The sequence below is a fragment of the Allobosea sp. UNC402CLCol genome (assembly GCF_000745475.1).
Classification (GTDB): Bacteria; Pseudomonadota; Alphaproteobacteria; order Rhizobiales; family Beijerinckiaceae; genus Allobosea; species Allobosea spartocytisi.
On record NZ_JQJJ01000010.1, the window covers coordinates 193,712 to 206,038 of the forward strand.

The window sequence follows — 12,327 nt, forward strand, 5'->3', positions numbered from 1 at the left end:
CCTCCTCTCAGGCGATCCTGACGCGCGTGGCGCGCTCATAGGCGACGGCGAAGGTGATCAGCGACTTGTCCGAGCCCTTCGGCCCGATCAGCGACAGGCCGAGCGGCGCGCCTTCGCGCTGCGCCACAGGAATCGTCACTTGCGGGAAGCCCGACAGGCCGGACAGGCAGAGCAGCCTCAGCGCCCGGTTGCGGAAATCCTCCAGCTCGGGCTCCTCGGCGCTGACCAGCGGCGCGATGTCCGGCACGGTCGGCAGGATCAGTACCCCGTCCTGGCCGAGCAGGCGGGCGAGCCGCGCGCGGAAGGTCTTTCGCGTCGCCTCGCCCTTGGCGTATTCGGCATCCGTCACGGTTTTCGAGAAGGCGAAGCGCTCCTTCACGCCCGGCCCCAGCGGCGGGGCGAAGCGCTCGATCATGGCCCCGTCGGAGGCCCAGGCCTCGCGGCCCTGGATCCAGCGGAAGGCCCAGTAGAGCGCGTCGATGTCGCGCACGAGCTTGACGCTTTCCGGCTGGCCGACGCTGGGCAGGGCGCGCTGCACGACATTGCGCAGGATCGTTTCGGCCTCCGGCACGGCCTGGGCGAACATGTCGTCGGCCAGCAGCAGGCGCGGCACCTCCGGCAGTTCGGTGCGGTCCTTGCCGAGCAGGACGTTGCCGACGCGGGCAAAAACCTCGCCGTCGCGAGTGAACCAGCCGGGCGTGTCGAGGCTTTCCGCCAGCGGCCAGACCCGCTTCAGCGAGAGCCGGCCATGGGTGGGACGAATGCCGAAGAGCCCGCCATAGCTCGCCGGCGCCCGGACCGAGCCGCCGGTGTCGGATCCGACAGCGATGTCGGCGAGACGCCCCGCGACGGCTGCCATCGAGCCGCAGGAGGAGCCGCCGGTGATCCGGTCCGGCGCAGCCGGGTTGATCGGCGCGCCGAAATGCGCGTTCTTGCCATTGAGCGAGAAGGCGAGTTCGTCGGTATGCGTCTTGCCGACGAAGCGGGCGCCGGCCTGCAGCAGCTCCTTCACGATCGGCGCGGTCTTGGTCTTGATGCCGGATTGCGCCAGCACGATCGGCGATCCCGCGCCCGTCGGGTAGCCCTTGACGTCGAAGAGGTCCTTCACCGCCAGCGTCAGCCCGGCGAGCGGACCGGTCGGGCTGTGTTTCACCGCCGCGTCGGGATAGGGCACGAAGCAGCGGAACGGGTCGTCATAGGTCATGTGAATCAGATCCCCCTCGCATCGCCATCGGAACGCGGATCGTGCGCGGCCTCGACGCGGCCATTCGCATGCTTCACCAGCATGCCGGCATGGCCGAAGCCCTCGGAATAGGCCAGTCCGCTCTCCTCGACCGGATGGCCGGCGGCGTCGAGCCGCTCCAGCAGGGCGGAATCGAAGCGGCTTTCGACCTTCAGCCCGGTGGAGGCGGAGCCCCAGGTGCGGCCGAAGAGCCAACGCGGCGCATCGATCGCGGTCGCGAGATTCTGGCCGAGGCGGTAGCGCGTCAGGATCTGCGCTTGGAATTGCGGCTGGCCGTCGCCGCCCATCGCGCCATAGGCGAGGATGCGCCCGTCGTCGAAGCGGGCGAAGGCCGGGTTCAGCGTGTGGAAGGGCTTTCGGCCGGGCATGAGCGGATTCGCGGCGGCCTTGTCGAGCGAGAAGGAGATGCCACGGTTCTGCCAGTGGATGCCGGTCGCGGGCAGCACGCAGCCGGAGCCGTATTCCCAATAGATCGACTGGATGTAGGAGACGGCGAGGCCCTTGCCGTCGATGGCGCCCATCCAGATCGTGTCGCCATGGCCAGGCTTCACCGGCCAGGGCGCGGCGCGCCTGGCATCGATCTCGGCGGCCTCGCGGGCCAGCATCGCCTCACCCAGAAAACGGGCGGGATCGCCGGTCGCATAAGCGGGGTCGGTGACATGGCGGTCGCGGATGGCGAGCGCGCGCTTCGTCGCCTCGATCAGCCCGTGATGATGCGCGAAAGAGTCGAGCTCGACCCGGCCGAGCCGCTCGAACAGGCCGAGAATGACGAGTGCGGCCAGGCCTTGCGTCGGCGGCGGCATGTTCCAGACCGTGAGGCCGGGCAAGGCGAGCGCGAGCGGGGCGACGGTGCGGGCGTGGTAGCGTTCGAGATCGGCGCGCGTCACCGGCGCGCCGATGCGTTCGAGATCGGCGGCGATCTCGCGGCCGACATCGCCGCGGTAGAAATCGTCGAGCCCGGCTCCGGCGAGCTGCTGCAGCGTCTCGGCCAGCGCCTCCATCTTGCGATGGCTGCCGGGCTTGGGTGGCGCGTCGTCGGGCCAGAAGGTCTTGAGGAAGCCTGGCGCGGCCTTCAGCGCTTCCAGCTCGTTGGGCCGGTTGCCGCATTCGGAAGGGGACACCGCATAGCCCTCGCGGGCGTGGCGGAGCGCATCGGCGAGCAATTCGCGCAGCGGCAGGCGGCCGCCGCGGGATCTGGAGAGGTCGAGCGCGAGACGCCAGCCCTCGACGGCTCCGGCGACGGTCAGCGCCGCTTCCGGGCCGCGCGCCGGGATGCTGTCGTAATCCTTGGCGCGATAGCGCTCGATCGTCGCGAGCGTCCCGGCCGGGCCGCAGGCCTCGATGCCATGCATCTTGCCGCCGGGCTCGTGGATCAGCCAGAAGCCGTCACCGCCGATGCCGTTCATATGCGGATAGACCACGGCGATGGTGGCCGCCATCGCGACCATGGCCTCGATCGCATTGCCGCCTTCCGCGAGGACGGCGCGGCCGGCTTCCGAGGCAAGATGATGGGGCGCGGCGACTGCGGCCGAACCGAAGACAGGCGTATCGACCATCAGGACTTTTCAATCTCCCCATGCGTCCCCATCTGGCGCAAGGGCGCCTTCGGGGCGCGATTTTGTTGCATGGCGCGGCTGTGTCCGCTAGGTGCGTTGGGCGCATGGCGGCGTGAAGGCGCCAGTGCTCGACAATGTGTCCGCGAAGGCGGGCATTCGAAGGAAGGACAGCATGGCCGGACGGCACACCAACTGGCGCAGCCTGACCATCGTGGTTTCGCTGGGAATCCTGATCGCGGTCGAGCTCTTCGGCGTCGCGCTCGCGGCCGGCTGGGCCATCGCCGGCATGTTCGATCTCGGCACGATGTTCGAGTACATCATGATGGCCGTGTTCTCGGTCTTCGCGGCCTATGGCTTCGTCAATCTGATGCGGCGCGTGCTGAAGGTCGAGCATCTCACCACGGTCGATTGAGGTAGGGCGTCATGCTCGGGCTTGACCCGAGCATCTCGTGACAAGCGGGCGCCGGAGGCACCTTCGGCCTGAGATTCTCGGGTCTGCGCTTCGCTCCGCCCGAGAATGACGGCGAACCTCGCGGATTTTACCCACAAACCTTCAGCGTGACCGGGTCGGCCTCGGCCGGCAGGTAATCGCTCATCGGCTTGCAGGCGCCGTCCATGCAGAGGCGCCAGTCGGCGGTGGCGCCGGAGCGGCGCAGCACCACCTCCGGCAAAGCCGGCAGGGCGGGGTGCCAGCGCCAGAAGCCGTCGATCAGCCTGGCGCCGTCGGGCGGGTCCATGCCGGCGCCCGAGCCCTCGATGCGGGCCTCGACGAGGACAAGCCCCGCCGGGGTCTCGCGCCAGACTTCTTCCCACAGCGTCTTCTGCACCGAATGCCGCCAGCCCAGCGTGATCTCGCCATGGCCAAGCGAGACGAGGAGCGCGCCGGCCGCAAGGCACAGGCTCATGCCGCCGCCGGTTCCGCATGGCGCGCGGCAAACCAGTGCCGCGCGATGATCGCCGCCGTCAGCACATAGCCGAGCGGGTCGCTATAGGCGAACTCGCCGAAGAGCAGCACCGCCGCGACGAAGCAGAGCACCCGCTCCACGACGGTCAGCCGGCCGAAGAGCCAGCCGATCGCCACCATCCCGAAGAGGCCGATCGCGACCGAGGCCTTGAAGGTGGCGTAGATCACCGCCGGCCAGAAGCCGATGACGTTGGCCATCGGATCTCCGGCCTGGAGCATCAGCGCCGGCGAATAGACCGCGATGAAGGGGATGACGTAGCCGGCAAGCGCGACGCGCATCGCCTCCCAGCCGATCTTGTCGGGGTTCTCCTTGGCGATCGGCGCAGCGGCCAGCGCCGCGAGCGCCACCGGCGGCGAGAGGTCGGCCATGATGCCGTAGTAGAAGGCGAACATGTGGCTGACGATCAGCGGCACGCCGAGCTTCTCCAGCGCCGGCGCTGCCAGGGCCGCGACGATGATGTAGGTCGGGATCGTCGGGATGCCGGTGCCGAGCAGGATCGAGAGGATCATCGTCAGGACCAGCGCCAGGAACAGGCTGGACTGGCCGAGCCCGATGATCCAGGCGCCGAAGGTGGTGCCGATGCCGGTCTGCGTCATCAGGCCGATGATCGTGCCGACGATGGCGCAGGCGATGCCGACCGGCAGCGCCGTCTTGGCGCTGTCGGCGAGCGCGTCGCGGCTGATCGCCAGCGTGGTGCGGCCGCCCAGGGTGAAGGCGTTGGCGAGCACGAGAAGCGCGATCAGGCCAGCGACGTAGCGGACATCGAGCCCCTCCTGGAAGAGCGCGGCGGCGATGAGCCCGAGCCCGATCCAGAAGATGACGCGCAGGCTCTGCCTGCTCAGGCCAGCGGCAAAGCCCGCGCCGAGCAGCAGCCCGACGGTCAGCGCAAGGCCCATCGTACCGGCAAAGAGCGGGGTGAAGCCGTGGAACAGCATGAAGACGAGCACGGCGAGCGGCAAGGCGAGATACCAGCGCTCCCGCAGCGCCTTGAGCGGGCTCGGCAGCAAGGCGCGCTCGACGCCCTTCAGCCCGTACTTCCCGGCCTCCAGATGCACCATCCAGAAGGCCGAGGCGAAGTAGAGGATCGCAGGGATGGCGGCCGCCTTGACGATCTCGGCATAGGGCACGCCCAGGGTCTCGGCCATGATGAAGGCGACCGCGCCCATCACCGGCGGCATGATCTGCCCGCCCATCGAGGCGGTGGCCTCGACGCCGGCGGCGAAGGCGCGCCGGTAGCCGAATTTGATCATCAGCGGAATGGTGAACTGGCCGACGGTGACGACATTGGCGACGCCGGAGCCGGAGATCATCCCCATCAGGCCGGACGAGAACACCGCGACCTTGGCCGGGCCGCCGCGCGTGCCGCCGAAGATGCCGAGCGAGACGTCGTTGAAGAGATGGATCATCCCGGCCTTCTCGAGGAAGGAGCCGAAGACGATGAACAGGAAGATATAGGTCGCGGAGACGTAGATCGGCGTGCCGTAGAAGCCCTCGGTGCCGAAGGAGAGATGGCCGATGATCTGGTCGTAGCCATAGCCGCGATGGTTGAAGGGCGCGGGCAGATACTGGCCGAAGAACCAGTAGAGCAGGCAGACGCCGCACATGATCGGCAGGGCATTGCCCATCAATCGGCGCGCGGCCTCGAAGATCAGCACGATCAACAGCGTGCCGACGACGAGGTCCAGCGTCGAGGGATCGCCGTCGCGCAGGATCAGGTCGGCGTAGAAGATCCATTGATAGAGGCCGACCGCGAAGCCGAGCAGGCCCAGCGCCCAGCCGAGCAGCCGCCCGGGTGTGTCCTTCGCCCGGAAATTGGCGATGAGCCCGAAGCTCAGCAGCAGCAGGAAGCCGACATGAACGCCGCGCGCCGCCTGGCTCGGCAGGAAATTCCAGGCGGAGATCGCGATCTGGAAGGCGGCGAAGGCGAGCGCGAGGCCATAGGCCAGGAGACCCCAGCGGCCGGGACCGAAACCGGGCGGGAAGCCATGCTCGAAATTGTCGAGATCGGCATGCTCGACCTCGCCCGGTCTTGCGCCGGAGAGGGCTTCCAACTGGTCGGTCTCGTGGGTCATGGTCCTGCTCGGCTCCGCGTCAGGCCGTCAAAGAATGTGCCGTCATCCCGGGCGACCGGAGAGAGACCCGGGATCCATGCCGGAACGGTTCAGGCATGGATCCCGGATCGGCGGGATGACCGCGAAGGCGTCGGAAAGGCGAAAGACCGCTTACGAACCGACCTTCAGCCCCTTTTCCTTGAGGTAGCGCGCCGCGCCCGGATGCAGCGGGATCGGCATGCCGTCGAGCGCGCGCTCGAGCTTGATGTCCTTGCCGGCGGCGTGCGAGGCGGCGAGATCGCCCAGGTTCTCGAAGATGTTCTTGGTCATTTGGTAGACCAGCTCGTCCTTCACGCCCTCATGGGTGACGAGGTAGTTCACCACGGCCGCAGTGTTCACTGCCGCGGTCTGGCCGGTATAGGTATTGGCCGGGATCGGGGTGCTGATGAAGGGCGGGCCCGCCTTGTCGATGACCGCCTTCGGAACCTCGACGACGTTGATCTCGATCGAGGTGGCGAGGTCGCGCAGCGAGGCGACGCCGAGGCCGGCCGATTGCAAGGTGGCATCGAGCTGGCGGTTCTTCATCAGTTCCACCGACTCGGCGAAGGGCAGGTATTCGACCTTGCCGAGATCCTTGTAGCCGAGGCCGGCCGCGGCGAGGATGGCGCGCGCATTGAGCTCCGTGCCGGATTTCGGCGCGCCGACCGAGAGGCGCTTGCCCTTGAGATCGGCCAGCGTCTTGATGCCGCTCTCCTTCGAGGCGACGATCTGGACATAGTTCGGATAGATCGCGGTGATGCCGCGCAGCTTCTTCAGCGGCGTCTTGAAGCCGGCCTCCTCGTCGCCCTTCCAGGCGGCGTCGAGCGAGTCGCCGAGCGTGAAGGCGATTTCGCCGCGGCCCTGCTGCAGCAGCACGAGGTTCTCGACCGAGGCCTTGGTCGCCTGCACGGTCGGGCGGACGTTCGGAATCTTCTCGCCATAGATCTTCGAGAGCGCGACGCCCATCGGATAATAGACGCCGGAGGTGCCGCCGGTGAGGATGTTGATGAATTCCTGGGCACGGGCACCCGCCGGCGCGGCGGCCAGCAGAACGGCAGCGGCAAGGCCGGCGAGGCGCCGGCCGCGGAACAGCGTTTTCATGGAAGCTCCCTGAATCTGCCCGGCTCGAACGGTGGGCTTGCCTTGAGTTGTAAGCAGGATGCCGGCCGAGGAAAAGCGCAAGACATGGCTTTCGCTTGCGCCTTTAGCCCAATTACCGAGGGTGATTCTTGCCGAAGCTCGCATCCGACCAGGGCTCGACCCGCGTATCTCATCCCGGCAGGCTGGAGCTTCGCGAGGCGTGCACAAGCCGCGAAGATCGCTTGTGCCGTCGTCGATGTAATATTATATCGTCTCACATGGCTCACGCGCACGACCATGGCCACAGTCACGCCGCCTCGCAGGCCGTCTCGGATGATCCGGGCTGGTCGCTGCTGCGCCTGTCGGCCTGGAATCGCGTCGGGCTGGCCGCTGTCGTCGTCGTCCTGCTCTGGGCCGCGACGCTGGCCGTGATCGCCTGAAGGAAGTTCGCGTTGTCCGCCATCCGCCTCACCGACCTGACCTTGGGCTATGACCGTCACCCGGCGATCCACCATCTCTCCGGCGAGGTCGCCACGGGGAGCCTGACCGCAATCGTCGGGCCCAACGGTGCCGGCAAGTCGACCTTGCTCAAGGGCATCACCGGCACCTTGCTTCCGCTCGCCGGCGGTATCTCGCTCGCCAAGGGCAAGCGGCTCGCCTATCTGCCGCAATCGGCCGAGCTCGACCGCTCCTTCCCGATCCATGTCTATGATCTCGTCGCGATGGGCTTGTGGAGCCGCGCCGGCATCTTCGGGCGGATCGGGGCGGGCGTCGCCCACAAGGTCGAGCACGCCATCGCGGCGGTGGGGCTGACCGGCTTCGAGCGCCGTCCGATCGGCACGCTCTCCGGCGGGCAGATGCAGCGTGCGCTGTTCGCGCGGCTCCTGCTGCAGGACGCCGAAATCATCCTGCTCGACGAGCCCTTCACCGCCATCGACGCGCGCACCACCGCCGATCTGCTGGCGCTGGTCCAGCGCTGGCATGGCGAGAGCCGCACCGTCGTCGCGGTGCTGCACGACATCGAGACGGTGCGCCGGGCCTTTCCGCAGACGCTGCTGCTGGCGCGCGAGGCCGTCGCCTGGGGCGCGACCGCCGATGTGCTGACACCGGAGAACCTGCTCAAGGCGCGCCGCATGGTCGAGGCCTTCGACAGCCACGCCGCTCCCTGCCAGCGCGACGCGGCGTAACGCTTTTCCGGTCAGGCCGATGCTCTACGATCTCTTCATCGGCCCCTTCGCCGAATTCGACTTCATGCGCCGTGCGCTCGTCGGCGTGACGGCGCTGTCGGTCTCCGGCGCGCCGATCGGCGTCTTCCTGATGCTCAGGCGCATGAGCCTGACCGGCGATGCGATGGCCCATGCCATCCTCCCGGGCGCGGCCTTGGGCTATCTCGTCGCCGGCTTCTCGCTGCCGGCGATGACGATCGGCGGGCTGGCCGCCGGCTTTGCCGTGGCTCTGCTCGCCGGCGCGGTGGCGCGCGCGACGGTGCTGAAGGAAGACGCCTCGCTCGCCGCCTTCTACCTGATCTCGCTGGCGCTCGGCGTCACCATCGTCTCGCTGCGCGGCTCGGCGATCGATCTGCTGCATGTCCTCTTCGGCAATGTGCTGGCGCTCGACAACGACGTGCTGATCCTGCTCGCGGGCGTCGCGACGGTTTCGCTCACGGCGCTGGCGGCGCTCTACCGGCCGCTGGTGCTGGAATGCGTCGATCCCGGCTTCCTGCGCTCGGTCAGCCGCTCCGGCGGCTTCGTCCACCTGACGTTCCTCGCGCTCGTGGTGCTCAATCTCGTCGCCGGTTTCAACGCGCTCGGCACTCTGCTCGCGGTCGGCATGATGATGCTGCCGGCGGCGGCGGCGCGGTTCTGGACGGCGGACATCACGCGGCTGCTGCTGCTGGCGACCGGCTTCGGCATGGTCGCCGGCTATGCCGGCCTCGTCGTCTCCTATGCGGCGGGCTCGAGCCTGCCGGCCGGCCCGGCGATCATTCTCGCGGCCGGTTGCCTCTACATTCTCTCGCTTCTGCTCGGCTCGCAGGGCGGGCTTGCGCGGCGTGCCTTGATTCGGCCCCATCTTGAAAGATAGAAACGTTATATCGTTTCATTTCGAGCGGAGAGTTTCATGCCTAACCGTCGCAGCCTTGTCGCCTATCTGGTCGCGGGGCTCTCCCTCGCGGCATTGCCCACCGCCGCTTTCGCGCAGGAGAAGCTGCCGGTGGTGGCGAGCTTCTCGGTGCTGGCCGATTTCGTGAAGCAGGTCGGTGGCGAACGGGTCAGCGTGACCTCGCTCGTCGGGCCGAATGGCGACGCCCATGTCTATTCGCCGACGCCGGCCGACGCCAAGGCGATGGCGGCGGCGAAGCTCGTCGTCATCAACGGCCTGCATCTCGAAGGCTGGCTGCCGCGCCTGATCAAATCCTCCGGCACGAAGGCGACGGTCGTGACCGCGACCAAGGGCATCAAGCCGATCGAGGCGGCCGAGGAAGGGCACGACGCGAAGGGCGGGCACGGCCACGATCATGGCCATGACGATCCCCATGCCTGGCAGGACATCGCCAATGCCCGCATCTACGTCGCCGATATCCGCGATGCGCTCGGCGCCGCCGATCCGGCCGGCAAGGCGGTCTACGATGCCAATGCCACGGCCTATCTCGCCAAGCTCGATGTCGTCGAGGGCGAGGTGAAGGCGGCGGTCGCGCGCATCCCGGCCGACCGGCGCAGGGCGATCACCACGCACGATGCCTTCGGCTACTTCATGAAGGCCTATGGCATCGAATTCATCGCGCCGCAGGGCGTCTCGACGGAATCCGAGGCCTCGGCCAAGGACGTCGCCCGCATCATCCGCCAGATCAAGGCGCAGAAGGTGCCGGCCGTCTTCCTCGAAAACGTCACCAACCCCCGCCTGATCGAGCAGATCGCCAGGGAATCCGGCGCCCGGATCGGCGGCACGCTCTACTCCGACGCGCTTTCCGACGCCTCGGGCCCGGCGGGGACTTACATCGACATGATGAAGCACAATATAAGCGAGATCGAGAAGGCGCTCGCCGCCGGCCCGGCCTGACGGCCAGCCGCTCCCGAGGCCACCAGCCATCAGGTTGCAATCATGTCCGAAAAGATCCCCGTCACGGTGCTCACCGGCTATCTGGGCGCCGGCAAGACCACGCTGCTGAACCGCATCCTCACCGAGGAGCACGGCAAGAAATTCGCCGTCATCGTCAACGAGTTCGGCGAGGCGGGAATCGACGGAGACCTCATCGTCGGTGCCGATGAGGAAATCTTCGAGATGAACAACGGTTGCATCTGCTGCACCGTGCGCGGCGACCTGATCCGCATCCTCGACGGGCTGATGAAGCGCAAGGGCAAGTTCGACGCGATCATCGTCGAGACCACCGGTCTCGCCGATCCCGCGCCGGTCGCGCAGACCTTCTTCGTCGACCAGGATGTCGGCGACGCCACCCGCCTCGATGCGGTCGTCACCGTGACCGACGCCAAATGGCTGAAGGACCGGCTGAAGGACGCGCCCGAGGCGAAGAACCAGATCGCCTTCGCCGATGTCATCATCCTCAACAAGACCGACCTGGTCAGCCCTGAGGAGCTGGCCGAGGTCGAGGCGCAGATCCGCGCGATCAACCCCTATGCCCGGCTCGAGAAGGCCGAGCGCTGCAATGTCGAGATCGCATCGCTGCTCGACCGCAAGGCCTTCGACCTCGACCGCATCCTCGACATCGAGCCGGATTTCCTCGAGGCCGGCCATCACCATCACCATGCCGAGGATGTGCGCTCGATCTCGCTGACGATCCCCGGCGACGTCGATCCGGAGAAATTCATGCCCTGGATCAACGAGATCGCCCAGATCCAGGGCCCCAGCATCCTGCGTTCCAAGGGCATCCTCGCCTTCAAGGACGAGCCGCGCCGCTTCGTCTTCCAGGGCGTGCACATGATCCTCGACGGCGACCTCCAGCGCGACTGGAAGGCCGGCGAGAAGCGCGAGAGCCGGCTGGTGTTCATCGGGCGCGGGCTCAACGAGAACGAGTTGCGCAAGGGGTTTGAAGCCTGCGCGGCGTGAGCTAAAGCCGCATCATGGCTACTTTGACCCAACCCACCTCGCTGCGCGAGCATGTCGTCCCCATCGCGGCGGGAGACCATGTCGTCGCTACCCGCTGGCTGAAGCAGGGGCTCGTCTTCGCGCTGGCCGACGGGCGCGTGCTGCGCTGGCGCGACGGCGCGACCGACAGCGTCGAGGCCCATGCCGGCGGCATCCTCTGCGCGACCGGCGACAATGACCGGCTGATCTCGGGCGGGGATGACGGGCGCGTCGTCGCAACGCGGTTCGAGGGCGAGCCGGAAGAGCTGGCGAAGGATCCGAAGCGGCGCTGGGTCGACGCGATCACGCTGTCGCCTTCGGGCCATCTCGCCTGGAACACCGGCAAGACGGTCCATGCCCGCGACGAGAAGGGCCGCGTCCGCACGCTCGAAGCGGCCAGCACGCCGCAAGGCCTCGTCTTCGCGCCGAAGGGTTACCGCCTCGCCGTCGCGCAGATGAACGGCGTCTCGCTCTGGTATCCGAACACCGAGGCGAAGCCGGAATTCCTCGACTGGAAGGGCTCGCATCTCGACGCCGCCTGGTCCCCGGACGGGCGCTTCGTCGTCACCTCCATGCAGGAAAACGCGCTGCATGGCTGGAAGCTCGGCGACAGGCCGGGCCATATGCGGATGACCGGCTATCCGGCCAAGCCGCGCTCGCTGTCCTGGTCGCATGACGGGCTCTGGCTCGCATCCAGCGGAGCGGACGGCGCGATCGTCTGGCCCTTCCAGGGCGACGGGCCGCAGGGCAAGGCGCCGCGCGAATGTGGCGTGCGCCATGCCCGCGTCACCCGCGTCGCCTTCCATCCGGGCGCGCTGGTTCTGGCGATCGGCTATGACGATGGCTGCATCCTGCTGGTGCGCCTGACCGACGGCTCCGAATTGCTGGTACGGCCGGCCGAGCGCGGCAGCGGCATCAGCGCCTTCGCCTGGGACAAGGCCGGCAAGCGCCTCGCCTTCGGGGCCGAGGACGGTGCCGCCGGCGTGCTGACGCTGCCGGCTTAGGCACGATGCGCTTCGGGCTCTTCGGCAAGGGCGAGGCCCGCAAGGATGACGGCGCGAAAGCCGAGGCGAAGGCCGTGGCCGAAAGCCTGAAGAGGCAGGTTCGCGAGTTGCTCGGCCTGCCCGAGACGACGGTGATTGCCGTCAACGAGATCCTCTGCGCCGATCCGAGCTGTCCGGGCACCGAGACGGTGATCCTGGTGATGCAGCCCGGCGCGAAGACGCAGGCCTACAAGCTGCAGATGGCGATGGCCGAGGTGACGGATGCGGCGCTGGCGGAGGCGCTCCGTCATACTGGGGCTTGACCGCGGT

General features: G+C 67.8%; 13 protein-coding genes. 8 read left to right on the forward strand and 5 right to left on the reverse strand.

What is annotated here, in order from left to right:
• Nucleotides 1-7 precede the first annotated feature (7 nt).
• Both GY40_RS12935 and GY40_RS12940 read right to left on the reverse strand, forming a co-directional pair.
• The gene (locus GY40_RS12935) at nucleotides 8-1,204 is read right to left on the reverse strand and encodes an amidase (RefSeq protein WP_038362873.1); all 1,197 of its coding nucleotides are present in this window, start codon (nucleotides 1,202-1,204) and stop codon (nucleotides 8-10) included.
• Nucleotides 1,205-1,209: 5 nt separating this feature from the next.
• The gene (locus tag GY40_RS12940) at nucleotides 1,210-2,799 is read right to left on the reverse strand and encodes a gamma-glutamyltransferase family protein (protein WP_038362875.1); all 1,590 of its coding nucleotides are present in this window, start codon (nucleotides 2,797-2,799) and stop codon (nucleotides 1,210-1,212) included.
• A gap of 172 nt (nucleotides 2,800-2,971) precedes the next feature.
• Here GY40_RS12940 and GY40_RS12945 point away from each other — a divergent pair, with 172 nt between their 5' ends.
• Nucleotides 2,972-3,211, forward strand: coding sequence for a hypothetical protein (locus GY40_RS12945; RefSeq protein WP_038362877.1), 240 nt, complete (start codon nucleotides 2,972-2,974; stop codon nucleotides 3,209-3,211).
• Nucleotides 3,212-3,338: 127 nt separating this feature from the next.
• Here the strand turns inward: GY40_RS12945 and GY40_RS12950 are convergent, their stop codons facing one another.
• The 3 genes from GY40_RS12950 to GY40_RS12960 all read right to left on the reverse strand — a co-directional run bounded on the left by GY40_RS12950 (nucleotide 3,339) and on the right by GY40_RS12960 (nucleotide 6,955).
• Nucleotides 3,339-3,704: a DUF1850 domain-containing protein gene (locus tag GY40_RS12950; RefSeq protein ID WP_038362879.1), complete on the reverse strand. Its 366-nt coding sequence runs from the start codon at nucleotides 3,702-3,704 to the stop codon at nucleotides 3,339-3,341.
• Nucleotides 3,701-5,836 carry a TRAP transporter permease gene (locus GY40_RS12955; protein ID WP_051987941.1) on the reverse strand — a complete coding sequence of 712 codons (2,136 nt, stop codon included), beginning with the start codon at nucleotides 5,834-5,836 and terminating at the stop codon, nucleotides 3,701-3,703. The genes GY40_RS12950 and GY40_RS12955 overlap by 4 nt, the downstream gene beginning before the upstream one ends.
• 150 nt (nucleotides 5,837-5,986) lie before the next feature.
• Complete coding sequence (locus GY40_RS12960) at nucleotides 5,987-6,955, reverse strand: TAXI family TRAP transporter solute-binding subunit (RefSeq protein WP_038362881.1); 969 nt, start codon at nucleotides 6,953-6,955, stop codon at nucleotides 5,987-5,989.
• 257 nt (nucleotides 6,956-7,212) lie between these two features.
• On the opposite strand from GY40_RS12960, the gene GY40_RS27555 reads away from it, so the two are divergent.
• The 7 genes from GY40_RS27555 to GY40_RS12990 are packed head-to-tail and all read left to right on the forward strand — an operon-like array spanning nucleotide 7,213 to nucleotide 12,320.
• A complete protein-coding gene (locus tag GY40_RS27555; RefSeq protein WP_156115940.1) occupies nucleotides 7,213-7,374 on the forward strand; it encodes a hypothetical protein in 162 nt (53 codons plus the stop codon).
• A gap of 12 nt (nucleotides 7,375-7,386) precedes the next feature.
• Nucleotides 7,387-8,121, forward strand: coding sequence for a zinc ABC transporter ATP-binding protein AztA (gene aztA / locus GY40_RS12965; protein ID WP_038362883.1), 735 nt, complete (start codon nucleotides 7,387-7,389; stop codon nucleotides 8,119-8,121).
• Between the two features lie 19 nt (nucleotides 8,122-8,140).
• Entirely contained in the window at nucleotides 8,141-9,016 is an 876-nt protein-coding gene (locus GY40_RS12970) for a metal ABC transporter permease (protein WP_038362885.1), read from the forward strand.
• A 36-nt stretch (nucleotides 9,017-9,052) separates the two neighbouring features.
• The gene (locus GY40_RS12975) at nucleotides 9,053-9,991 is read left to right on the forward strand and encodes a metal ABC transporter substrate-binding protein (protein ID WP_038362887.1); all 939 of its coding nucleotides are present in this window, start codon (nucleotides 9,053-9,055) and stop codon (nucleotides 9,989-9,991) included.
• 42 nt (nucleotides 9,992-10,033) lie between these two features.
• The gene (locus GY40_RS12980) at nucleotides 10,034-10,996 is read left to right on the forward strand and encodes a CobW family GTP-binding protein (RefSeq protein WP_038362888.1); all 963 of its coding nucleotides are present in this window, start codon (nucleotides 10,034-10,036) and stop codon (nucleotides 10,994-10,996) included.
• Between the two features lie 14 nt (nucleotides 10,997-11,010).
• Nucleotides 11,011-12,018, forward strand: a complete 1,008-nt coding sequence (locus tag GY40_RS12985) for a WD40 repeat domain-containing protein (protein WP_038362890.1) — start codon at nucleotides 11,011-11,013, stop codon at nucleotides 12,016-12,018.
• 5 nt (nucleotides 12,019-12,023) lie between these two features.
• Entirely contained in the window at nucleotides 12,024-12,320 is a 297-nt protein-coding gene (locus GY40_RS12990) for a hypothetical protein (RefSeq protein WP_051987943.1), read from the forward strand.
• Nucleotides 12,321-12,327: the final 7 nt, after the last annotated feature.

Bases quoted from the DNA above. Each gene is read 5' to 3' on its own strand.
- GY40_RS12935 (WP_038362873.1), bottom strand. From the start codon at position 1,204: ATGACCTATGACGACCCGTTCCGCTGCTTCGTGCCCTATCCCGACGCG.
- GY40_RS12940 (WP_038362875.1), bottom strand. From the start codon at position 2,799: ATGGTCGATACGCCTGTCTTCGGTTCGGCCGCAGTCGCCGCGCCCCAT.
- GY40_RS12945 (WP_038362877.1), top strand. From the start codon at position 2,972: ATGGCCGGACGGCACACCAACTGGCGCAGCCTGACCATCGTGGTTTCG.
- GY40_RS12950 (WP_038362879.1), bottom strand. From the start codon at position 3,704: ATGAGCCTGTGCCTTGCGGCCGGCGCGCTCCTCGTCTCGCTTGGCCAT.
- GY40_RS12955 (WP_051987941.1), bottom strand. From the start codon at position 5,836: ATGACCCACGAGACCGACCAGTTGGAAGCCCTCTCCGGCGCAAGACCG.
- GY40_RS12960 (WP_038362881.1), bottom strand. From the start codon at position 6,955: ATGAAAACGCTGTTCCGCGGCCGGCGCCTCGCCGGCCTTGCCGCTGCC.
- GY40_RS27555 (WP_156115940.1), top strand. From the start codon at position 7,213: ATGGCTCACGCGCACGACCATGGCCACAGTCACGCCGCCTCGCAGGCC.
- GY40_RS12970 (WP_038362885.1), top strand. From the start codon at position 8,141: ATGCTCTACGATCTCTTCATCGGCCCCTTCGCCGAATTCGACTTCATG.
- GY40_RS12975 (WP_038362887.1), top strand. From the start codon at position 9,053: ATGCCTAACCGTCGCAGCCTTGTCGCCTATCTGGTCGCGGGGCTCTCC.
- GY40_RS12980 (WP_038362888.1), top strand. From the start codon at position 10,034: ATGTCCGAAAAGATCCCCGTCACGGTGCTCACCGGCTATCTGGGCGCC.
- GY40_RS12985 (WP_038362890.1), top strand. From the start codon at position 11,011: ATGGCTACTTTGACCCAACCCACCTCGCTGCGCGAGCATGTCGTCCCC.
- GY40_RS12990 (WP_051987943.1), top strand. From the start codon at position 12,024: ATGCGCTTCGGGCTCTTCGGCAAGGGCGAGGCCCGCAAGGATGACGGC.